The organism is Bacillus sp. AFS015802, from assembly GCF_002561455.1.
Taxonomy (GTDB): domain Bacteria; phylum Bacillota; class Bacilli; order Bacillales; family Bacillaceae_B; genus Rossellomorea.
Genome location: NZ_NTUP01000059.1, coordinates 25,613 through 47,702, shown reverse-complemented (window position 1 = coordinate 47,702; position 22,090 = coordinate 25,613). Strand labels below are relative to the sequence as shown.

The following is a 22,090-nucleotide window of genomic DNA, read 5'->3' as shown; positions in this document are numbered from 1 at the left end:
CATGAAAAAGAAAACACAATTAATACACGGTGGTATCCCGACAGATCCTCAAACAGGTGCCGTATCCACCCCCATCTATCAGGTGAGTACGTATAAGCAGGATGAAGTGGGAAAACACAAGGGGTTCGAATATTCACGTTCAGGAAATCCCACCCGTCACGCCCTTGAAGAACTGATCAAAGATCTCGAAGGCGGCGAAAAAGGCTTTGCATTCGGCTCTGGGATGGCGGCGATCACAGCAGTCATGATGATGTTCAACAGCGGGGATCATATCGTCATGACAGATGATGTATATGGGGGAACATACCGCGTGATGACCAAAGTGTTAAACCGGATCGGAATAGAGTCCACATTTGTTGATACAAGTGATGTCAACAATATCGAAAAGGCCATTCGACCGAATACAAAAGCTGTCTATATCGAAACACCGACCAATCCACTACTTAAGATCACGGATATCGAGGCGGCCGCTTCATTAGCGAAGAAACACAATCTGCTGACGATCGTCGATAATACGTTCAGCACACCTTACTGGCAAAACCCGATCGCACTTGGTGCAGATATTGTCCTACACAGTGCGACGAAATATATCGGCGGACACAGTGACGTGGTCGCGGGGCTTGTGGTCGTGAACTCTCAAGAATTGGCTGAAGAATTATTCTTCGTTCAGAATTCCACTGGAGGGGTCCTTGGACCGCAGGATTCATGGTTATTGATCCGCGGTATTAAGACACTTGGACTTAGAATGGAAGAGCATGAAGAAAACACAAGGAAAATCGTCGAGTTCCTTACTGCCCATCCAAAAGTATCAAAGGTGTACTACCCGGGATTAGAAACCCATCCGAATCACGCCATTGCCAAGAAACAGGCATCAGGATTCGGGGGGATGGTTTCCTTTGATGTTGGCAGCGAAGAGAATGCGGACCGCCTGTTAACCAACACGAAGTATTTCACATTGGCTGAAAGCCTGGGAGCGGTTGAGAGCCTGATTTCGGTTCCTGCCCGCATGACCCATGCGTCCATTCCGGCGGACCGTCGAAACGAACTTGGCATCACAGACGGACTTGTCCGCATTTCTGTGGGTCTTGAAGATGTAGAAGACCTTATTGAAGATATCGAGAACGCCCTTTCCAAGTAGGGAAGCGTGTGGCAGAACTGGTATCAATTACATGGCAGCCTGCATGCATTCATATGTTACCATAGAATGAGAGTTTACTAGTTCTAAAGTAGGTGAATGCACATGGAAAACAAAAAGACCGTTCAACATAAGGTCGTTGACTTTAAACGATTTGGATTTACGTTACTTGCACTAAGTGTCTTTATGTATTTAGGTGTCATCATTCCAACAGAAACCGTCACTCCTGGTAAAACGGTCACCCTCATGACGGGAACCGTCATCTTACTCGGGATGTCACTATTATTTTTTACAAGAGCCATCAAATATAAAAAAGATCTGCAGTCTGCGGATGAATGATAGATAAAGAAAAGCGGAAGGGCTTTGCCCAGAGGCGACAAGCATAAGGCGAACCTGCCGGAAAGGCGTTCTTTGCCTTTATGGCAGGTTAGACTTATGACCTCGAGCCTCTAAGCCCTGCAGCTGGCCAATAAGAAAAGCGGAAGGGCTTTGCCCAGAGGCGACAAGCATAAGACGAACCTGCCGGAAAGGCGTTCTTTGCCTTTATGGCAGGTTAGACTTATGACCTCGAGCCTCTAAGCCCCGCAGCTGGACAATAAAGAAAAACGGGTCCTCATTGAGGATCCGTTTTTTCACGTCAACTATTGTGGGAATTTGTAGAAAAAATATTGAAGAAAAGAGTTTACATTACATCAGGAATTGGATATACTAACCAATGTAAGAAAAAAATCACAAGAGGGAGGTCGAAGAAGATGTTCGTGCTTATTGGAAAAAGAGACACAACTTCATATTGTTTTTATCATTCGACCGCTTGTGGGATGTTTTCTGCTTAATTTGAATTCCATTAACTGATAGCCACAGGGAGAATGTACGTCCCTGTGGCTTTTTTGTGCCACAAGGACCGGTCTCTTTGTGGCTTTTTATTATGTCCTGCATTACTGCAGGCACTTTGAAAGGGGTGATACGTATGACACTGAATCTTTTATTTATAACCGTAACCTTCAACAAGAAACAAGAAACATTTGAAGAAGCTTCCCACAACGAAGCGGTTTCAAAAAGCTATGAAGAAACGAAAACAAAGCAGCACTACATGTCTCAATTGTTTTAATCCTAAGAAAACCAACCAGTGGAGAGGAGAATGAAAAATGATTTATGTACAGGAGAAAATGCTGAATGCGCTATGGGTAGAGAAGGATACTGCCTAACGAAACAGAAGGTGGTGGAATGATGTTTTTGAATATTATCATTTGGTCGGCTTTCTTCCATAGAAAGAAGACGCGGCCGATGAAATAACAAAAAGGAGGATCTCTGGTGGTTGAGGGGGTCCTCCTTTTGTTCTCGTGGTCACATATCTGTCATTTTTTAGTAAAGAGTTGTTCACGAATGGCAGGGGAATATCCGTTTTTTCGTGATACATTAATAGTAAGAAATCCAGTTAGCATGAAGGAGGGGAACGCGATGTTCTCAATGGTAATGGGCCTTATCCTGACATCTGTGATTGGTTTGATCATTTCTGCTGAAGTGAGTGTGGAGTAGGGAAAACGGAAAGAAAAGCGGCCCCGGGCCGCTTTTCTTTTTTTAGGATTTATTCCGTTTTTCTTTTTCCTCCCGATAAAATTCGTGGAACATCTTCATAAGCGCCCGTTTTTCAATCCGGGAGACATAGCTTCTGGAAATCCCCAATTCCTTAGCGATTTCCCTTTGCGTTTTCTCTTCTTTTAAGTCCAGTCCGAATCGCCCGACGATGACTTCCTTTTCCCTCTCGTCGAGGACACAAATGTATTTTCTCACTTTTTCAAGCTCCATGCTCAATTGAATCGTATCAATGACATCATCGCTTTCCGATTTTAAGATATCGATCAGGCTGATTTCATTGCCTTCTTTATCCTGGCCGATGGGATCGTGGAGGGAAACGTCTTTCTTGGTTTTCTTGAGGGCGCGGAGGTGCATGAGGATTTCATTCTCGATGCATCGGGCCGCATAGGTGGCGAGTTTCGTCCCTTTTCCTTCTGAATAACTTTCAATCGCCTTGATTAATCCGATGGTCCCGATGGAAATCAAATCTTCTGGATCTTCGCCTGTGTTTTCAAACTTTTTGACGATGTGGGCAACCAGCCTCAGGTTATGTTCGATGAGCATGTTGCGGGCGTGTTCATCCCCCTCCGCCATCAGCTTTAGATACTTTCGTTCATCTGCAGCGGATAACGGTTGAGGAAAGGCATTATTCTTAACGTAAGAAACGAGGAAAATTAACTCCTTAAAGAAATACCCCAGTGCTGTTAGAACTCCGGACATATTTACACCTCCATAAGGACTTAAGCCTATACTCATTCATATGATAAGGAAGGAATGTCCTTGCATGTCCGGTGAAAGTAATCGGGAAATGGAACATTTTTTTCCAAAATGAATTCTATAATAAAGATGTAAACTGCCTATACGCTATTTACCCATGTACATATACTGATAGTAAAAGTGAGTGAGGAGGTATGGCCATGCCTTATGGATATCCGTGTTACGGCCCAGTCTATCCAGGTTGCTATGGTGGTGGAGGATTCTATTTTGCCCTTGTCGTCGTATTACTCATCCTGCTTTTCTTATTTGGTGGATGGTGGTATGTCAATAACTGTTAGCCTGATAAGAATTTCATGAATACCCAAAGAGAGCCCCGTTCATAATGGAACAGGGCTCTCTTGTATGCGTTACACCTTTTTTAGCGTAAACGGACTGATCATCAGGATCGACAGAACGATCACGATACATAGTAGCAGAACGCTTGAAACAAACGGAATCACAAAATAGCACATCGTCAGTAAGCAGCCGGCTGCAGTAATGGGTAACCCGGTAAAATAGCCGTCATTATCCGAAATATTAAAGCGTGCCAATCGATAAGCTCCGCATGCTAAGTATAAAATCGTGAAAAAGATGCCGGGAAAATCAAACTGACTGAGAGCGGCCGTGTACAGAAGCAAAGCAGGGGCCACGCCGAAGGAAATAATGTCACTCATGGAATCCAGCTGTTTTCCTAATTCTGATTCGATGTTTAATTTTCTCGCCACCATTCCATCGAACCGGTCGGTTAAGGCGGCTGTGAAGATAAGAATCAAACTTAAATGTAATTGGTTATGAAGAATGGAAATGATAGCGCAACCACCTAAAGATAGATTGGACAATGTAATCAGGTTGGCTGTTTGAGCTTTAAGCTTTTTGAATGTTTGATCGATAACGCCGGAGAGAAACAACCATCACTCACTCCTTATCATTAAGATTGTTCACTGTTGAACATGAAGCAGGGTTAAAAAGGCCTGAATGGCTGCCCGTTCAACCGATTACCATTGATTGTTACTGCACACAGTGAAAAAAGATTCTTATACATATAGTATATAACAATATTTTATTATATACTTATTAAACTGTGAAAGTTAGTCGTTTTTCAAAATTGTGTATGAAACACGGTTCAGTGAAGATGACGGAGTCTGAAAAGTGCACTGGATTGGGACGGCCTTCAGGGAATGCGATCGGAGAGTTCATTCAATAAAAAGAGGACGGATTTAAACAAATCCGTCCCATTTCATGTTAGTATTCTACGAAGTAGCTTTTATTTTATTAGTAAGAGATCGACGGTGAATTTCCATTTCGATGAGGCGAATGAATTCTGTATTGAGTTTCAGCTCCAACGCTTTGAAATAAGAATCAATCAACAGTTCGTCCGATAATTTCCTCATTAATGCCACCTCCTATAATATAATCATCAACTTTTTATTTTGAAACCCATGTAAGTTACGTTTTAAGTAGTAATTAAACTTTACCAAATTTATTTTTGCAGAACAAGCGTTCCGTTATCCACAGTTCACGGTGGATAAGTTGTGACTAACTTGTATATAACTGGTAAATGAGCGATGTTTATGTTCTGTATAATGTGAATAAGGTTATCCACAGGTAAGAAAGAAACTGGAAATTTGTCGAAAAATATTTATTTTTATAAGGAATATGTTTGGAATTCCAGGAATATATATGATTTATTTTGAATCTGTATGTAAAATTGGTTATCATTAATCTGTTATAGGTTAAAGGTATAATATAGAAATCGTTCCTTCTTTCCAGGGGGACGTTCAATGAATGAAGAAAATCGAAAGTCATTTTCATATAATCGATAAAGAAATTTGAGGTGTAGCACGTGATCAAGCAGTTTTTACCGAATGAACAGGTCCAGGATATTTTCAGTATCAGCCCGGGGCATCTTAAGGAAAAAGGGATCAAGGCCATCATTACCGATTTGGATAATACGCTGGTAGAGTGGGATAGGCCCAACGCCACCCCGAAATTAATTCAGTGGTTTAAAGAGATGCAGGAGCAGGGGATCCTTGTCACCATTGTATCGAATAATAATAAAAACCGCGTGGGAGCATTCGCTGAGCCTTTGGGTGTCCCCTTTATATTCCAGGCGAGGAAGCCGATGGGACGTGCTTTTAAGAAAGCGATACAGCAAATGGGCGTAAAGAAGGAAGAGGCGGTTGTCATCGGCGATCAGCTTTTAACGGACGTATTGGGTGGGAATCGCAGTGGTTTCCATACGATTCTGGTTGTTCCAGTGGCTCAATCAGATGGTTTCTTTACCAAGTTCAATCGTCAAGTAGAACGGAGAATCATGAAGTTTTTCAAGCGTAAAGGCATGCTTGAGTGGGAGGATAAACAGTGAGTGAAGTTGTATGTATAGGTTGCGGCGTTGAAATCCAGACGGAAAACAAAGAAGGCATGGGCTATGCGCCTCCTTCGGCTCTTCAAAAAGAAGAGATCATCTGTCAGCGCTGTTTTAGATTGAAGCATTATAATGAAGTCCAGGATGTCCCGTTGACCGATGATGACTTCCTGAAAATATTAAATGAGCTTGGTGACTCTGAAGGATTGATTGTCAAAGTTGTAGATATCTTTGATTTTAACGGGAGCTGGCTGCCGGGGCTTCACCGGTTCGTCGGGTCAAACCCGATCCTGCTGATTGGAAATAAGGTGGACCTGCTTCCTAAGTCGGTCAAGCACTCCAAGCTGATTCATTGGATGAAGCACGAAGCCAGTCAGCTGGGATTAAAGCCGATCGATGTTCAGCTGGTTAGTGCCGCCAAGGGTCAGGGAATCTCAGATGCCATCGAAGCGATCGAAGAATACCGGAATGGCAAGGACGTCTATGTGGTAGGATGCACGAACGTAGGGAAGTCCACATTCATTAACCGTATCATCAAGCATGTCTCCGGAGAGCAGGATGTCATCACGACTTCCCACTTCCCCGGAACGACTCTCGATATGATTCAAATTCCATTGGATGATGAAGAATCCCTGATCGATACACCTGGAATCATCAATCATCATCAGATGGCACATTTTGTAGATAAGCAGGACTTGAAAATCATTACGCCTAAAAAAGAGATCAAGCCAAGAACGTTCCAGTTGAATCCGGAACAAACCTTGTTCTTCGGAGGACTGGCCCGCTTTGATTTCATGGCCGGTGAGCGTCAGGCGTTTACATGCTATTTCTCAAATGAGCTGTCCATCCATCGCACGAAGATTGAAAAGGCTGATGAGCTTTATAAAAATCACGCGGGTGAATTGCTGCAGCCGCCTAGAAAAGATGATATGGATACGTTTCCGCCACTTGTAAGACATGAGTTTAGGATCAAAGAAGCCAAAACGGATATCGTCTTCTCCGGATTGGGATGGATTACCGTGAATGATGCAGGAGCGACCATTGCCGCCCACGTTCCAAAGGGCGTCAGCGTGTTCCTGAGAAAATCATTGATCTAGGAGGGGTTCTATGGCTCTTTATGGTGTAATAGGGGACCCGATTGCTCATTCCATGTCTCCCCTGATGCATAATAGTGTATTTAAAGATAGTGGGATGGACGCTGAGTATGTCAAGTTCCACGTAAAGAAGGAGCAGCTTTCTGAGGCCATAAGCGGCATCAAAGCACTCGGCATCCAGGGGGTCAATGTGACGGTTCCCCATAAGGAGCATGTCATGCCTTTGTTGGACGGAATCGATCCATTGGCTGAAGCCATCGGCGCCGTCAATACGATTGTGAATGAAAATGGCAAGCTGATCGGTTATAATACGGACGGCCTTGGGTTTGTTGAGGGCTTGAAGAAGGTGGCAGGCGATCGACTTGAAGATAAATCGATGCTGATCATCGGAGCGGGGGGTGCGGCGAAGGCCATCTATTATACACTTGCCTCATCGGGAGTGAAGACGATCGATGTAACCAACCGCACCCCCGGCAGGGCAGAGAACATGATGGAAGCATGCCCGTTTGAATTACACTCTTCGTATTTGACTCTTGCCGCTGCCGAAAACGCTTTGCACCAATATGATGTGATCATCCAGACGACGTCGATCGGCATGTTTCCGCATATGGAAGATAGTCCATTGAAGATCAACAGGTTAAAAGCGGGAAGCATCGTCAGCGATATTATTTATAACCCATTAGAAACAGCATTACTGAAGCAAGCTAAACAAAAAGGTGCCCTTACGCAAAACGGGCTCGATATGTTCGTTTTCCAGGGAGCACTCTCATTTGAGAAATGGACAGGAATCTTTCCTTCCTATTCGATCATGAAGAACACCGTTTTACAACAACTAGGAGGTTAACATGTTAACAGGCAAACAAAAAAGATTTTTACGTTCAGAGGCACATCACCTAAATCCGGTCTTTCAAGTAGGGAAGGGCGGAGTCAATGATAATATGATCAAAACGATCGGAGAAGCAATTGAAACAAGGGAATTGATGAAAATCAGCATCCTTCAAAATTGCGATATGGATAAGTCTGAGGTTGCAGATCAGCTATCGAAAGGCGTAGGGGCTGAAATCGTTCAGATTATCGGTAATACCATCGTCCTTTACAAAGAATCCAAAGAAAACAAGCAATTAATCCTACCAAGATAAGGATTGATACGATGAAGAAAAAGGTTGGACTTCTGGGGGGGACATTCAATCCTCCCCATATGGGTCACCTGGTCATTGCCGAGCAGGTGCTTCAAAAGGCACAATTGGATGAAATCCGTTTCCTTCCCAACCATGTGCCTCCTCATAAACAGGTGGATGAACGGGTATCGGTGAATCAGCGCCTCTCTATGCTGGAGGCAGCCATCAAGGGGCATCCCCGTTTTTCCATTGAACGGATCGAACTGGAAAGACAGGGTGCCTCCTATACGTATGACACCATCAAGCTTTTGAGAGAAAGGGAAGCGAACACCGAATTTTCATTTATAATCGGTGGGGATATGATCGAGTATCTTCCAAAATGGCATAAAATCGAAGAGCTCCTGGAAATGGTGACGTTTATCGGGGTGAACCGCCCCGCCTATTCCCACGAGACTTCTTTTGATGTGCAGTTGATCGAAGTCCCGGCCATCGATCTTTCTTCTTCTTACATCCGCGACACAGTGAGGAAGGGACAATCGGTACGTTATTTAGTTCCCGACGATGTGTATCGTTTCATAAAGGAGGAGAAGTTGTATGAATAGAGAAAAAGCGCTGGAAATCGTGAAAGAACATTTAACGGAGCATCGCTACATTCACACATGCGGGGTCATGGAGACGAGTATCGAGCTTGCCGGACGGTATGGAGCCGACGTGAAAAAGGCCGAAACCGCCGCGATTTTTCATGACTATGCAAAGTTCCGTGATAAACAGGAAATGAAAGCGATCATTGAAAGGGAGAACCTGCCGAAGGATCTGCTGCTCTATAATGGCGAGCTGTGGCATGCGCCGGTAGGAGCTCTTCTCGTAGAACGTGAAGTCGGGATAGAAGACGGGGAAATCCTGGATGCCATCCGCTTCCATACTTCAGGTAAAGAAGGAATGACCGTTCTCGACAAGGTGGTTTATCTGGCAGATTATATTGAACCGAATCGTCAGTTTCCAGGAGTGGATGAAGTGAGGGATCTCGCTCAAGAGTCTCTGGACCTGGCCATCATCAAAGCTCTTCAGAATACAATGACGTTTTTGATGAAAAAAAACCAAGCGATTTATCCGGATACATTTCGCTTTTATAATGAATTAACTTTAAATCAGAGGAGATGAAGGAATGGAACAAAATTTAGTGGAATTAGCGTATAAAGCCGCTGATGACAAACGCGCTGAGGATATTGTTGTATTAGATATGAAAGGTGTTTCGTTGATTGCGGATTATTTCCTGATCTGCCACGGGAACTCGGATAAGCAGGTACAGGCGATTGCCCGTGAATTGAAAGACGCAGCAGAAGAAAAAGGATACACCGTTAAGCGATTAGAGGGCTTTGATCAGGCACGCTGGATCTTAGTTGATTTGGGTGATGTAGTCGCTCACGTGTTCCATAAAGAAGAAAGAGGTTACTATAATCTTGAACGCTTATGGGGAGACGCATCATTCGTCGAAGTCGGACAAGGTGAGAACCTCTAAATGAGTTATGAACGTTTTGCTTATGTATACGATTATTTAATGCAGGACGTCCCATATGACGGCTGGTTGGAGTATGTTAATAAGCAGGCGGCGGACTATCAGGTTCAAGGGAAAAGAGTGCTGGATATCGCTTGTGGAACAGGGGAGTTATCACTGAGGCTTGCACGGCATGGGTACGAAGTGACGGGTGTCGACTTATCAGAAGATATGCTCATGATCGCCCGGGAAAAGGCATCGGTACAGGATGTCCAGGTTCAATTGTTCCAACAGGATATGTCAAAGCTTGATTCGCTTGGGGAATATGATATCATCACGATATTTTGCGATTCGTTGAATTACCTGGAAGACGAGGGTGACGTGGAGAATACATTTCAAAGTGTCCATGCCCATCTGAAGCAGGACGGGTTATTCCTTTTTGATGTTCATTCGATATTCAAGATGACGCAGATATTCATGAACCAGACCTTCACACTTACCGATGATCATGTTTCCTACATCTGGGATTGCTTCCCCGGGGAAGTCCCCAACAGTGTAGAGCATGAGCTGACGTTCTTCGTGAAGGATGAAGACACCGGACAGTACGGGAGAGTGGAAGAACTGCACAAACAGCGTACGTATCCGGTCCTTCAGTTAAAGGAGTGGCTGGAAAGCTCCGGATTCGATGTGTTGAAAATCACGGCTGATTTCACGGAGCATTCCCCAACTGACCAGAGCGAAAGAATCTTCTTTGCGTGCAAAAAGAAATAACAAAACCGGATCGTCTCTGAAAGAGAGTGATCCGGTTATTTTATTTCTGAAAAAAATTTTAGAAAAAAGAAGGAAAAAATCATTTTGTGTCGAAATATAAAAAAGGAGTCTGATTAGACTCCGAATTGTGATTTCGTCCCTTCGATATCATCCACGAATTTTTCCTGTGTCGCTTCAAATAATTTCTCGAAAACATCCCCCAATTCCCTTTCCATCACGGAAATCCCTATACCGGTCACCCCGCCTTTCACACAGACCTTCTCTTGTAGTGTCGGTAATGTGTAGATGTTCTTTTTTAACAGGTCCCCAAGTCCGACCAGCATTTCAGATGCCAGGACGGTTGCCGTTTCAGGATCAATTTCCGTCACCTCCACAGCAGCATTAATGAACCTTTGAGTCACATAACTGAAAAAAGCCGGCCCGCAGCTGACGATGTCAGAAGCTACCCGTGTCACGTTTTCATCAATCACCACCGGCGTAGAGATGTGGCCGGCAAGCCTCGATAAATCCCGTCTCCATTTATCTGAGCAATGACTTCCATACGTCAAAAGGGAAACACCGCTCAAAGCCCGATTCGTGATACTTGGAATGAATCGGGCGCAAGAACAGGATAATAATGACTCCAACTGACCCACACTTACCGGGCTCGTGATGGAAACGACGCATTTGTCCTTTGTGAAGCTTTTCTTATTCTCCTCGATCACATCATATACATCATGTGGCTTGACGCAGATGAAGATTAAGTCAGATGAAGAAATGACGTCTTCATTTGAATGAGCTACATTTACGCTGCGGAATTTCTCTTTTATATCTTCGGCTTTTTTTAATGAACGATTTGTAATATGAAGATGCGAAGGAGAAATCGCCTTTGATTCAATGAGAGCCTCAATAATGATTTTCCCCATGTTTCCGGTCCCGATGATACCTACCTTCATGTTCAGCCCTCCTTCTATCACACACTCTCCTAAAACTTATGAGTCCCATGCAATGAATATTCCACAAGAGGTGATTTCACGTGAGGTCCATAATCGAAAAGTACAGAACGATCCTTGTGACTCTTATGATTTGTGCCGTTTTTTTGATTGCATATATATTGAAAAATGCTTCCCATCCTCCCGCCGAAGAGACTTTAGCCACGACCACAGCCGTCGCGGTAGAGAAGGAAGTAAAGCCAGAGGCAGCAGAAATAGAGCGTCGGGAGAAAGTGTATGTGGACGTAAAGGGGGAAGTGGTGAACCCGGGACTCTATGAGGTCGGGCAGGGGGATCGGTTAAAGTTTGTCATTGACCGTGCCGGTGGATTCACTAAGGACGCTGATCAAAAATTGATGAATCTCGCCGTCAGGGTGACGGACGAGATGATGATCTATGTCCCGAAAATCGGTGAAATGGATATGCCCCTTGAGATTCAGTCCTCTTCTCCTCAAGAGGCGGATTCGGGACAGGAGAAACTCAATCTCAACACAGCCTCTCAAGCTGAGTTCGAAACCCTGCCTGGAATCGGTCCATCGAAAGCCGCCACTTTTGTCCAACATCGTGAAGAAAATGGACCGTTTACATCCATTGAAGAGATCACAAACATCCCGGGGATCGGTGAAAAAACATTCGAGAAATTAAAAGAGCATATTTTTGTCCAATGAATTGACGAAACAGAGGGACTCTTTATACACTTAAACAAGCATCAAAAAATATCTCAACATACAGAAGGGAGAATGGGGATGGAAAGAATAGCGTGGCATCAATATTTCATGGCTCAAAGTCAGCTGCTTGCCCTCCGCAGTACGTGTACGAGGCTCGCGGTGGGAGCAACCATCGTCCGTGATAAGAGAATCATTGCAGGCGGCTATAACGGTTCCATAGCAGGAGGTGATCATTGTATAGATGAGGGGTGCTATGTCATCGACAATCACTGCGTAAGGACCATCCACGCCGAAATGAATGCCCTCCTGCAGTGTTCGAAGTTCGGAGTCGGAACAGAGGATGCGGACATATACGTGACTCACTTTCCCTGTCTTCAATGCTGTAAGGCGCTCATCCAGGCGGGGATCAAAACGGTCTATTACGCAAAAGACTACAAAAATCATCCCTATGCCATTGAACTATTCGAAAAGGCAGGCGTCCATGTGGAAAAAGTACCCTTCCAGGAAAGCAGCATCGATGTCAAACACAGTGAAAAAGCATCTTTGATGATCCAACTGATAGAAGACCTGAGGGAACAGGGAGTGTCAGAGGAAAAACTTCGCCATTATGAACAAGAATACATAAAGCTTTTTGATGAGTAGAGGTTTATGCCTCTACCTGGCTTTGGCGGTTTTGTCAGGGACATTATTGGCACTTCATTTCCGGTGGGGTGCTGTTCTCTTTGTCCTCCTCCTACTTTCACTTTTCCTCAGAAAAATGACCCGTACCATCCCCATCCTTTCTTTCTTATTTGTCACTCTTTCCTTCCTGAACACGTTCCAGGAAAAACATCAACAATCACGAATATCCCCTCAAGATGAACCTTCCAGCCTCCGTGTGTCCATCGATGACATCCCGACCATTGACGGCAGCTCCTTTGTGTCCCTCGTGACACTTCAGAAAGAAAATGAGAAAGTGCTGATGCGTCATTATTTTTCTTCCAAGGAAGAAAAAAAGACATTTGCGAAGCTGCGCCCCGGTTATGTATGCCGTGTTAACGGCACGTTCATAGAGCCGGAGCAAAACAAAAATCCGAATTTATTCAATTATAAAGACCATCTGTCACATGGAGGGGTCTATTGGATCCTTGAGGTACAGGCGTTCGAGGATTGTGCGGACAACAGCTCATGGAAACACAACCTCACCCGTCTCAGGTTTCAAGGATTAAAAAAAATCGAACAGGAATTTCCGGCTTCTACTGTCGGTATCACACAGGCATTGTTATTCGGGGAGACGGGAATGATCAAAGAGGACACAATGAAGGCCTTCAGGGAGCTGGGTGTCGTTCATTTACTGGCTATTTCAGGTCTTCATGTGGGCCTTTTATTTGCGTTCCTTCATTATTTTTTATTAAGGGTGGGGATCACCAGGGAAGTGTCGTCGTGGCTTTTGATTGCGTTCCTTCTCTGTTACATTGTATTGACCGGCGGCTCACCCTCTGTCGTCCGGGCATCCTCCATGCTGATCGTCCTGATCCTCACGAGAAAGGCAGCAGGTAAAATCAGTGTGATGGACAGTTTAGCCGTTGTGTTCCTTCTGCTCGTCCTTTACGACCCTTTTTCAGTTTACAATGTGGGCTTCCAGCTCTCTTTTTTGGTCAGTTTTTCCCTCGTCATGTCTTCCGGGACAATACTGAAGGCGTCGTCATCACTCAGGCAACTATGCAGCGTAACGATTGTTGCCCAGTTATCATCCCTTCCCGTCGTGATCTATCATTTCTATGAGTTTCCGCTGATCGGCTTTCTGACCAATCTTCTCTATGTACCCCTTTTTTCAATTTTCATCCTCCCGATGGCCATCGTCGTCTATTTCTTCATGACGTTTTCATCCGCTGAATGGATCCTGTCTCTCTATCAGACGCTGTTGGATGGAATTCAATGGATCTCTTCAATCTTGCCTTCGCTTCCTTTCAGTACAATGGTGATGGGGAGGCCGCACTTTTTATTTTTACTGTGTTACCTCATACTCATCTACTGTGTTTTTGTCGGAATGGAAAAAAAGAGGGCATTTATTCCCGTTGGATGGCTGATTGTATTCACGTCTTTTCACCTTTTCATGAACGCCTTCCATCCCTATGGGGAGATTGTGTTCATTGATGTTGGACAGGGTGATGCCACCCTCATCGATCTCCCTTATAATCGGGGGACGTATCTGATTGATGCAGGAGGGGAAGTGCAGTTCCCGAAAGAAAAATGGGAGGAAAAAAAAGACCCCTTTTCTGTGGGGGAAGACATCGTCGTGCCTTTTTTAAAAAGCAGGGGAATCACCTCCATCGATACGTTGATCCTGACCCACGGAGATCTGGATCATATCGGAGGAGCGGAGGCTGTCCTGGAAGAAATGAGGGTGGGGGATATATTGATCAGTCCCGGCAGCCAAGCGAAAGCGGAAGTGGAGAAACTGGTGAGAATGGCCAGGACAAAGCGGATTCCGGTGAAAGAAGCGATGTATCCGCACACTTGGCGGGGCGATGAAGACGGGTTGCATATCGTTTCCCCCCTTGATGATCGGTATGAAGGAAATAATGACTCCCTTGTGTTATACGGTGAAATCGGATCAAAGAAATGGCTATTTACAGGGGATCTGGAGAAGGAAGGGGAAAGAGAGTTCAATCGTACATTCGATCTTCCGGTGGATGTGTTGAAAGTCGGTCATCATGGAAGCAAAACGAGTACCACGGAAGAGTTCCTGGATGAATTGGATCCTGCCGTCGCGGTGATCTCCGCCGGGGAAACCAATCGCTTCGGCCACCCTCATCCTGATGTGATGAAGAGGCTTGAGAGCAGGGGATTGACAATTTATAATACGGGAAGGAATGGGGCGGTCACCTATCGTTTTTGGTATAAAAAAGGAACGTTTTCTGCCCACCTGCCATAGGATGTAGAACAAAACAAATTAAGCGCTAATGAAAAAAGCGGCAGACCCATCACGAAGAATCAGGTGCCTTCAACCCATACGTATGATACCGGAAGTACCATATATGGAAGTTGGAGTAACCGTTTTCTTTCAGGCCTGCCTCCTATTTTTCATTAAGATCCAATGAACTTGATCGCTGTTGCAATAATGAACATTAATGCAAAGAATCCAAAAGAAACACCGAAGGCTACACCTGAATCTACTGCATCATTTCTTTTCGATTGTACATTCTTTTCAAATTGGTTCACAATTACCCCTCCTATTTCTATTCTAGTATAGAACAACGCTTCTGAAAAATCTATACTTCCCTTTACTTTTTCCTTTACTGACAAGAGTTGTCACCCATAAGTTCATGGTTGTGTGGTGACACTAATCAATACAAAGGAAATACCGCTTGACGGAAAAGGTTCCTAGGTCTTATCCGTCAGCGTTAATATAGATATAGGGGGTGTCCTATATGAGGGATGTCCCCTTTACCCCTTGCCAAAACCAAAAAGCTTTTTTACCATAGAGTAGAGAAAAGACTTAATGGAGAGTGCTGACTTGGTTATCGATACATGGAAAAAAATAGAGAAGTCTCAATTTGCCGCTATATATTTAGTTTACGGAAATGAGTCATTTATTATTAATGAAACGAAGCAAAGAATTGTCTCGAAAGCCATTTCCGAAGAAGAAATGGATTTCAATTTTTCCAGCTATGACCTGGAAGAGACGCCTGTAGAAGTAGCGATTGAAGATGCTGAAACTTTCCCTTTTATGGGAGAAAGAAGAGTCGTCATTCTTCAGAATCCCGTTTTTTTGACGGCAGAAAAAACGAAAGAGAAGGTAGAGCATAATATCAAACGCTTCGAACAATACATACAATCACCTGCTCCGTATACGATACTCGTCATCACCGCGAATTACGAAAAACTGGACGAGCGAAAAAAGATCACCAAGTCCTTGAAGAAGCTGGCTGACGTCGTGGAGGCCAAAAAGCTGAATGAGCATGAATTAAAATCCTGGGTAAGGGAGCGTGCCGCGGATCATAGTGTTCAGATCGATGAAGATGCGGTTGAATTACTTCTGGCTCTCGCAGGGACGAACCTGATGATGCTCACCCAGGAATTGGACAAGCTTTCTTTGTACGCCAGTGATACGAACAGGATCGATGTGGAAGTGGTCGAACGGTTGACATCGAGATCCTTGGAGCAGAACATTTTCGCATTGGTGGACAAGGTCGTTCATAGAAGGATCGACGAGGCTTTACGGATTTATTATGATCTTCTTAAACAAAATGAGGAGCCTTTAAAGGTCCTGGCCATTTTGGCAGGCCAATTCAGGCTTATTTACGGGGTCAAGGAACTTTCCAGGAGGGGATATGGGCAGCAGAAGATTGCTTCCACCCTGAAGGTGCATCCTTTCCGGGTAAAGCTTGCAGCAGGACAGGCGAAGCATTTCAATGACAAGCAGCTCGCCTATATCATGGAGCTTCTCTCTCAGGGGGATTACGAGATCAAAACGGGGAAAATTAAAAAAGAACTGATGATTGAGATGTTTCTGTTTAAACTTCATGATCAGAGTTTTACGTAAAAAAAACCACCCGGCCTTTTTGGCAGGGTGGTTCTTTTCAATTAGTTCGCTTTTTTCATAAGGCGAGACTTTTGACGATCTGCAGCGTTTTTGTGGATAAGACCTTTTTGAGCTGCTTTGTCTAATTGACGTACCGCTTCAGTTACTAGATCTTTCGCGTTATCAGCGCTGTTAGTCGTAGCTGCTTCTGCTTTCTTGATAGCAGTACGCATTGTAGATTTTACTGCAGCGTTTTGAGCGTTACGCTCGTTGCTAGTTTTTACGCGTTTGATAGCTGATTTGATATTTGGCATTCCTGTCACCTCCTATAAAAGGATCGAGATTCTATGTGACTCGATTTAAATTCCTAAACAATAAGAACAAATGATATTTTATCAAACGGACAGTGATATTGCAATACTATGGAGTGAAATTAAACAAGTGAATGAACACATATCAAAAAGGTAAACCTAAAAAAATACTGGATAATATCCCAAGCATGGAGGTAGAGTCACAATGAAAAAAGAAGAAATCGATCTGAGTAAATATTCCATCCGTACCGATCTTGCCGTAGAAGCAAAAGAAATGGTGGATGCAGATAAAGCCGAAGACACGTCATCCATTCAGGGTGTCATGATTAAAGAAAGGGAAGAAGAGGGAGTGAAGGTTTCCCTTGTCACGGTGACACCTGAAGGGGAAGAAAAAATCGGCAAGAAACCGGGGAACTATTTAACCATCGAGGCCCATGGTATACGGGAAGAAAATACAGAACTGCAACAACGGGTTGAAAAGGTATTTGCCAATGAACTTAGCCAATTTTTGATTAATAACAAGATCAGCAAAAATGCAAGCTGCTTAATTGTCGGTCTCGGAAACTGGAATGTGACCCCTGATTCTCTTGGACCACGGGTATGTGAAGATGTGATTGTGACAAGGCACTTATTTGAACTTCAGCCTGAATCGGTGGAAGAAGGATATCGGCCGGTCAGTGCCCTCGTTCCGGGTGTCATGGGACTGACCGGGATCGAAACGAGCGATATCATTTTCGGTGTGGTAGAGAAATCCAAGCCCGACTTCATCATCGCCATCGACGCACTGGCATCCCGTTCCATCGAGCGCGTCAATGCGACCATCCAGATTTCAGATACCGGTATCCACCCGGGGTCAGGAGTGGGGAATAAACGTAAAGGGTTGGATCAGGAAACGCTGGGTGTTCCCGTTATTGCCATCGGTGTCCCGACCGTGTTGGATGCAGTGACGATTGTCAGTGATACAGTGGATTTTCTATTAAAGCATTTTGGAAAAGAAATGAGAGAAGGCGACCGTCCATCAAGATCGCTTGCGCCTGCAGGATTAAGCTTCGGTGAGAGAAGGAAATTGACGGAGGAAGATCTTCCGGAAGAACAGCATCGCCAGACATTCATGGGAATCGTCGGGACCCTGCCAGATCAGGAAAAACGGAAACTGATCCATGAAGTGCTCTCTCCGATCGGACATAATCTGATGGTCACCCCGAAGGAAGTGGATGTATTCATGGAGGATATGTCCAATCTCATTGCGAGCGGCCTCAATGCCGCCCTGCATGATGCCGTGGATCAGGACAATACGGGGTATCAGACGAGATAAGGTTATCTTGACGCCTTAAGGTGCAGCGAGCACCTTGGGGCGTTTTTTGATGGGGCGATTCGATGAAAATGGGTTGTGGTGTATGTCGGTTTCGCTGATAAAATGAAAATTCCGCTGATATCCCTCTTCCATTCCCCCTCCCCAACCTATCATTGATTTTCAGAAGATAAAATTCAGCCAATCCATGATCAAAGTGGATCTCCCTCTCCAAATACAGGCAAAAACCCACACCACCACGAAAAATAATAGACTCCACCGTTTAACTTTCCTCCATTCATCTCATAATGACTACTAAATACAGTTCTACTATCTCTAGCAATGTCATAGGTTGTACTAGAGTAGAGAAAAGAAAGGGTGGGAGAATGAGATCATACAAAGCCTCTAATTATGTTGTAGCGATTAATTTGTCGACTATATTGAAAGGGTTGTTGATCTTCGTCGCGGGATTGCTATCCGTTTTCTCGATCATAGGCATCCTCACTTCCTTGAACCCTGAATACAGAATTACGTCGGATTCTTTAAATCAAGCAGCTTCCAATGTGAAAGGCGAGGCATTATATAAAATTCTGGCGCTGGAAAACCGGTCCTTTAATCATATCCTGACAGAAGGGGAGCAGGCTATGCCAAGCTTGTCTTCGATCTTTTTTCAGGTAGCCACGAATGTAAGCTTCGAAGATCCGAGAAGCTTCCTTGGCCGGGAACTTCCCGGATTTTCGATATTCGATGGGGACATCCTGGTGGCGGGGGAGGGGACGGACTTTACAAATATGCCGATTGAATCGGTCCCGCCTCCAGAAGCCCTGGAAGCAGGAAATGAAGCACCGCTAAAAAATATGGGGGACCTGAAAGGAACGGATCAAAAGAGCGGGGATGTGGCACCTCCATTAACCACAGGGAATAAAAAGACGGTCTTCCTTTACTTCACCCATACCCGGGAATCGTATCTCCCTTATCTCGAGGGGGTGACCAATCCCGATTCAGCCATGCACTCCAAGATCAATGTGACGAGGGTGGGGGATATGGTGAAAAAACGACTGGAGGAGCTGGGCATCGGAACGAGCATCGATAAAACGGATGTAATCCAGAACCTGAACAATAAAGGGCTGAATTATTGGGCCGCCTATCAGGAGTCGAGGCCGCTCGTACAGGCAGCCATGACCAGCAATAAAGATTTACTGTACATGGTCGATATCCACCGTGACTCGCAGCGAAGAGATGTGACAACGGGGACGATAAATGGAAAATCGTACGCCAAGCTGGCCTTTGTGGTAGGGGAAGAACATCCGAACTATGAAAAAAATCTGCAAGTGGCAACAGAGCTCCATAAGCGCCTGGAATCAAAGTATAAAGGGATATCACGCGGTGTCATTGCGAAAAAGGGAAGCGGCACTAACGGGAAATTCAATCAGGACCTTTCCGGAAACGCCATGTTACTCGAATTCGGCGGTGTGGATAATACGTTTGAAGAACTTGAGAAAACAGCGGAGGCTTTCGCTGAAATATTCGCTGATTATTACTGGCAGGCAGAAAAGGTCGATCATGCACCCATTACTCCTGCTGTCAGACAGTGAAAAAAGGAGTGATGAAATCATGCCAAAATTCTTTTTGAAATGCGCACTTCTCATAGGGGCATTATTTATCGGGGTCCTGATCGGGATGCAATATGCCAATCAAGGTATCGTGGAAATGAAGGGACATGAACAACAGAACTTCACTTCCCCGGTCGGTATCAAGCAGAGCGGGGATGGGGATGTAGAGGCATCCTTCCTAGGAAATGAAGTGGAGTCCAGAACCCTGAGTGAAAAGAAAGAGAAGCTGGAAGAAATGAAGGCCTTCAATGTGTTTTCTTCGATCGGAAAAGTCATAGCGGATACCATTGAAAGCATCACCGGTAAAATAGTGGATGTAATCGCTTCCTTCATATAGAGGAAAAAGAGAAGGCGCTCATTAAGAGTCTTCTCTTTTTGCTGTTCACCGACTTGATCCGTTTGTTTTTGAAATGAATGAAATCCGACAATTCCCGTATAGCCATTCAGTTTACATTGAATAATATATAGTCTACTGCTATAATTCAAAATAGTGTACATGTGTGGATATAACAGGAGTTGAACGAATAATGAACCGTGAAGAGAAATTAGAGAGACAGTCGAGAATCAGGAACTTTTCCATTATTGCTCATATCGATCATGGAAAGTCTACCCTCGCTGATCGCATACTAGAAAAGACGAAAGCACTGACTGCGCGTGAAATGAAAGCGCAATTGCTAGATTCAATGGATCTTGAGAGAGAACGTGGAATCACCATCAAATTAAATTCAGTACAATTAAAGTATCAGGCGAAGGATGGGGAAGAATATATATTCCATCTCATTGATACACCGGGGCATGTAGACTTTACATACGAAGTATCCCGTAGTTTGGCTGCCTGTGAAGGAGCTGTCCTGGTAGTGGATGCCGCTCAGGGAATCGAAGCCCAGACGCTTGCGAACGTTTATCTTGCACTGGATAATAACTTGGAAATCCTTCCAGTCATCAATAAAATCGATCTTCCTGCTGCCGATCCTGAAAGGGTTCGTCAGGAAGTGGAAGACGTCATTGGTCTGGATGCATCCGAAGCAGTCCTTGCATCAGCCAAAGCCGGAATCGGGATTGAAGAGATCCTCGAGCAGGTTGTGGAAAAGGTGCCGGCTCCAGAAGGGGATCCAGATGCACCATTGAAAGCCCTTATCTTTGACTCTTTATATGACGCCTACCGGGGAGTCGTTGCCTACATCCGTGTGATGGATGGAAGCGTCAAGGTAGGGGATAAGGTCCGCATGATGGCGACAGGGAAAGAGTTTGAAGTGACCGAGATCGGTGTTTTCACTCCGAAAGCGACGGGTCAGAAGGAATTGACGGTCGGGGATGTTGGATATTTGACTGCAGCGATCAAGAACGTCGGGGACACCCGTGTAGGGGATACGATCACACTTGCCGATCAACCTGCACAGGAAGCATTGCCTGGTTATCGACGAATGAACCCGATGGTTTACTGCGGTCTATATCCGATTGATTCAAATCGTTATAACGATTTGAGAGAAGCGCTTGAAAAGCTTGAATTAAATGACTCTGCCCTTCAATTCGAGCCTGAAACTTCACAGGCATTAGGGTTTGGATTCCGTTGTGGATTCCTCGGTCTTCTTCATATGGAGATCATTCAGGAACGGATCGAACGGGAATTCAAGATCGACCTGATCACCACTGCGCCTAGCGTTATCTATCATGTGAAATTGACGGACGGTGAAGAAGTGAAGGTGGATAACCCATCCATGATGCCGGATCCACAAAAGGTCGATCATGTTGAAGAACCTTATGTTAAAGCAACGATCATGGTTCCGAACGACTATGTAGGTGCCGTCATGGAGCTTTGTCAAGGAAAACGCGGAAACTTCATCGATATGCAGTATATGGATGACACGCGGGTGAACATCGTCTATGAAATCCCGCTAGCTGAAATTGTATATGACTTCTTCGATCAGTTGAAATCGAATACGAAAGGGTATGCTTCATTTGATTATGAGCTCATCGGATACAAGGAATCCAAGCTTGTGAAAATGGATATCCTGCTGAACGCTGAAAATGTCGATGCTCTGAGCTTTATCGTTCACCGTGACTTCGCTTATGAACGCGGGAAGCTGATTGTTGAGAAGTTGAAGGAGTTAATCCCGAGACAGCAGTTCGAAGTACCGGTACAGGCAGCGATCGGACAGAAGATTGTGGCAAGATCCACGATTAAAGCGATCCGGAAGAACGTTCTGGCCAAATGTTATGGTGGAGATATTTCACGTAAACGTAAACTTCTTGATAAACAAAAAGAAGGTAAAAAACGTATGAAGTCCGTAGGAAACGTTGAAGTTCCACAAGAAGCCTTCATGGCCGTCCTGAAAATGGATGACACGGATAAAAAATAATTGTACGAATGATAAAGGGGGAAAGTGGCTTGTGTATCAAGCACTGCTTACCCCCTTTTC

26 protein-coding genes are annotated in these 22,090 nt (G+C 44.7%); 20 read left to right on the top strand and 6 right to left on the bottom strand.

Annotated features, from left to right (window positions below; all coding sequences use genetic code 11):
- The first annotated feature begins 1 nt into the window (after position 1).
- The 3 genes from CN378_RS14970 (at position 2) to CN378_RS14960 (ending at position 2,243) form a co-directional block, all read left to right on the top strand.
- Positions 2–1,138 (top strand): bifunctional cystathionine gamma-lyase/homocysteine desulfhydrase, encoded by a 1,137-nt coding sequence (locus CN378_RS14970; RefSeq protein ID WP_098353171.1) that lies wholly within the window; start codon positions 2–4, stop codon positions 1,136–1,138.
- 102 nt (positions 1,139–1,240) lie between these two features.
- Positions 1,241–1,474: a YrhC family protein gene (locus tag CN378_RS14965; RefSeq protein WP_179884938.1), complete on the top strand. Its 234-nt coding sequence runs from the start codon at positions 1,241–1,243 to the stop codon at positions 1,472–1,474.
- A gap of 628 nt (positions 1,475–2,102) precedes the next feature.
- Positions 2,103–2,243, top strand: coding sequence for a YrzI family small protein (locus CN378_RS14960; protein ID WP_179884937.1), 141 nt, complete (start codon positions 2,103–2,105; stop codon positions 2,241–2,243).
- Between the two features lie 470 nt (positions 2,244–2,713).
- Here CN378_RS14960 and sigK read toward each other — a convergent pair whose 3' ends face one another.
- Complete coding sequence (gene sigK / locus CN378_RS14950) at positions 2,714–3,430, bottom strand: RNA polymerase sporulation sigma factor SigK (RefSeq protein ID WP_034757411.1); 717 nt, start codon at positions 3,428–3,430, stop codon at positions 2,714–2,716.
- Positions 3,431–3,627: 197 nt separating this feature from the next.
- Between sigK and CN378_RS22685 the strand changes: the two genes are divergently transcribed.
- Entirely contained in the window at positions 3,628–3,765 is a 138-nt protein-coding gene (locus CN378_RS22685; RefSeq protein WP_179884936.1) for a hypothetical protein, read from the top strand.
- Positions 3,766–3,834: 69 nt separating this feature from the next.
- On the opposite strand, the gene pssA is transcribed toward CN378_RS22685, so the two are convergent.
- Together pssA and sda are read right to left on the bottom strand one after the other, a co-directional pair.
- Positions 3,835–4,374, bottom strand: coding sequence for a CDP-diacylglycerol--serine O-phosphatidyltransferase (gene pssA / locus CN378_RS14945; protein ID WP_098353164.1), 540 nt, complete (start codon positions 4,372–4,374; stop codon positions 3,835–3,837).
- 342 nt (positions 4,375–4,716) lie between these two features.
- Positions 4,717–4,857, bottom strand: coding sequence for a sporulation histidine kinase inhibitor Sda (sda, locus tag CN378_RS14940; protein ID WP_044339579.1), 141 nt, complete (start codon positions 4,855–4,857; stop codon positions 4,717–4,719).
- 452 nt (positions 4,858–5,309) lie between these two features.
- Between sda and CN378_RS14935 the strand changes: the two genes are divergently transcribed.
- From CN378_RS14935 to CN378_RS14900, 8 genes are read left to right on the top strand one after another with little or no spacing between them, the layout of a single operon-like run.
- Positions 5,310–5,831, top strand: coding sequence for a YqeG family HAD IIIA-type phosphatase (locus tag CN378_RS14935; protein WP_098353163.1), 522 nt, complete (start codon positions 5,310–5,312; stop codon positions 5,829–5,831).
- The gene (gene yqeH / locus CN378_RS14930) at positions 5,828–6,928 is read left to right on the top strand and encodes a ribosome biogenesis GTPase YqeH (protein ID WP_098353161.1); all 1,101 of its coding nucleotides are present in this window, start codon (positions 5,828–5,830) and stop codon (positions 6,926–6,928) included. The genes CN378_RS14935 and yqeH overlap by 4 nt, the downstream gene beginning before the upstream one ends.
- A gap of 10 nt (positions 6,929–6,938) precedes the next feature.
- A complete protein-coding gene (aroE, locus tag CN378_RS14925) occupies positions 6,939–7,769 on the top strand; it encodes a shikimate dehydrogenase (RefSeq protein WP_098353159.1) in 831 nt (276 codons plus the stop codon).
- A 1-nt stretch (position 7,770) separates the two neighbouring features.
- Positions 7,771–8,064, top strand: a complete 294-nt coding sequence (yhbY, locus tag CN378_RS14920; RefSeq protein WP_098353157.1) for a ribosome assembly RNA-binding protein YhbY — start codon at positions 7,771–7,773, stop codon at positions 8,062–8,064.
- Positions 8,065–8,075: 11 nt separating this feature from the next.
- Positions 8,076–8,645 carry a nicotinate-nucleotide adenylyltransferase gene (locus CN378_RS14915; RefSeq protein WP_098353155.1) on the top strand — a complete coding sequence of 190 codons (570 nt, stop codon included), beginning with the start codon at positions 8,076–8,078 and terminating at the stop codon, positions 8,643–8,645.
- A complete protein-coding gene (gene yqeK, locus CN378_RS14910; RefSeq protein ID WP_098353153.1) occupies positions 8,638–9,204 on the top strand; it encodes a bis(5'-nucleosyl)-tetraphosphatase (symmetrical) YqeK in 567 nt (188 codons plus the stop codon). Before CN378_RS14915 ends, yqeK begins: the two co-directional genes overlap by 8 nt.
- A gap of 4 nt (positions 9,205–9,208) precedes the next feature.
- Positions 9,209–9,562: a ribosome silencing factor gene (rsfS, locus tag CN378_RS14905; RefSeq protein ID WP_098353151.1), complete on the top strand. Its 354-nt coding sequence runs from the start codon at positions 9,209–9,211 to the stop codon at positions 9,560–9,562.
- Positions 9,563–10,309, top strand: coding sequence for a class I SAM-dependent DNA methyltransferase (locus tag CN378_RS14900; RefSeq protein ID WP_098353149.1), 747 nt, complete (start codon positions 9,563–9,565; stop codon positions 10,307–10,309). It abuts the gene before it with no gap.
- A 113-nt stretch (positions 10,310–10,422) separates the two neighbouring features.
- Here the strand turns inward: CN378_RS14900 and comER are convergent, their stop codons facing one another.
- Positions 10,423–11,244: a late competence protein ComER gene (comER, locus tag CN378_RS14895; RefSeq protein WP_098353147.1), complete on the bottom strand. Its 822-nt coding sequence runs from the start codon at positions 11,242–11,244 to the stop codon at positions 10,423–10,425.
- An 80-nt stretch (positions 11,245–11,324) separates the two neighbouring features.
- Here comER and CN378_RS14890 point away from each other — a divergent pair, with 80 nt between their 5' ends.
- The 3 genes from CN378_RS14890 to CN378_RS14880 all read left to right on the top strand — a co-directional run bounded on the left by CN378_RS14890 (position 11,325) and on the right by CN378_RS14880 (position 14,865).
- The gene (locus tag CN378_RS14890) at positions 11,325–11,948 is read left to right on the top strand and encodes a helix-hairpin-helix domain-containing protein (RefSeq protein WP_098353145.1); all 624 of its coding nucleotides are present in this window, start codon (positions 11,325–11,327) and stop codon (positions 11,946–11,948) included.
- A gap of 78 nt (positions 11,949–12,026) precedes the next feature.
- Positions 12,027–12,590 carry a ComE operon protein 2 gene (locus CN378_RS14885; RefSeq protein WP_098353144.1) on the top strand — a complete coding sequence of 188 codons (564 nt, stop codon included), beginning with the start codon at positions 12,027–12,029 and terminating at the stop codon, positions 12,588–12,590.
- Positions 12,583–14,865: a DNA internalization-related competence protein ComEC/Rec2 gene (locus CN378_RS14880; RefSeq protein ID WP_098353142.1), complete on the top strand. Its 2,283-nt coding sequence runs from the start codon at positions 12,583–12,585 to the stop codon at positions 14,863–14,865. Before CN378_RS14885 ends, CN378_RS14880 begins: the two co-directional genes overlap by 8 nt.
- A 152-nt stretch (positions 14,866–15,017) precedes the next feature.
- Here the strand turns inward: CN378_RS14880 and CN378_RS14875 are convergent, their stop codons facing one another.
- Positions 15,018–15,152: a YqzM family protein gene (locus CN378_RS14875; RefSeq protein WP_098353140.1), complete on the bottom strand. Its 135-nt coding sequence runs from the start codon at positions 15,150–15,152 to the stop codon at positions 15,018–15,020.
- 295 nt (positions 15,153–15,447) lie between these two features.
- On the opposite strand from CN378_RS14875, the gene holA reads away from it, so the two are divergent.
- Positions 15,448–16,476: a DNA polymerase III subunit delta gene (gene holA, locus CN378_RS14870; protein WP_098353138.1), complete on the top strand. Its 1,029-nt coding sequence runs from the start codon at positions 15,448–15,450 to the stop codon at positions 16,474–16,476.
- Positions 16,477–16,517: 41 nt separating this feature from the next.
- Here the strand turns inward: holA and rpsT are convergent, their stop codons facing one another.
- Positions 16,518–16,769: a 30S ribosomal protein S20 gene (gene rpsT, locus CN378_RS14865; protein ID WP_098353137.1), complete on the bottom strand. Its 252-nt coding sequence runs from the start codon at positions 16,767–16,769 to the stop codon at positions 16,518–16,520.
- A 202-nt stretch (positions 16,770–16,971) separates the two neighbouring features.
- Here rpsT and gpr point away from each other — a divergent pair, with 202 nt between their 5' ends.
- The 4 genes from gpr to lepA all read left to right on the top strand — a co-directional run bounded on the left by gpr (position 16,972) and on the right by lepA (position 22,030).
- Complete coding sequence (gpr, locus tag CN378_RS14860; protein WP_098353135.1) at positions 16,972–18,081, top strand: GPR endopeptidase; 1,110 nt, start codon at positions 16,972–16,974, stop codon at positions 18,079–18,081.
- A 362-nt stretch (positions 18,082–18,443) separates the two neighbouring features.
- Positions 18,444–19,652, top strand: a complete 1,209-nt coding sequence (gene spoIIP, locus CN378_RS14855) for a stage II sporulation protein P (RefSeq protein WP_098353132.1) — start codon at positions 18,444–18,446, stop codon at positions 19,650–19,652.
- Positions 19,653–19,671: 19 nt separating this feature from the next.
- On the top strand, positions 19,672–20,007 hold the full coding sequence (locus tag CN378_RS14850; RefSeq protein WP_098353130.1) for a DUF3679 domain-containing protein: 336 nt from the start codon (positions 19,672–19,674) through the stop codon (positions 20,005–20,007).
- 190 nt (positions 20,008–20,197) lie between these two features.
- On the top strand, positions 20,198–22,030 hold the full coding sequence (gene lepA, locus CN378_RS14845; RefSeq protein ID WP_034757457.1) for a translation elongation factor 4: 1,833 nt from the start codon (positions 20,198–20,200) through the stop codon (positions 22,028–22,030).
- The last annotated feature ends 60 nt before the right edge of the window (positions 22,031–22,090 follow it).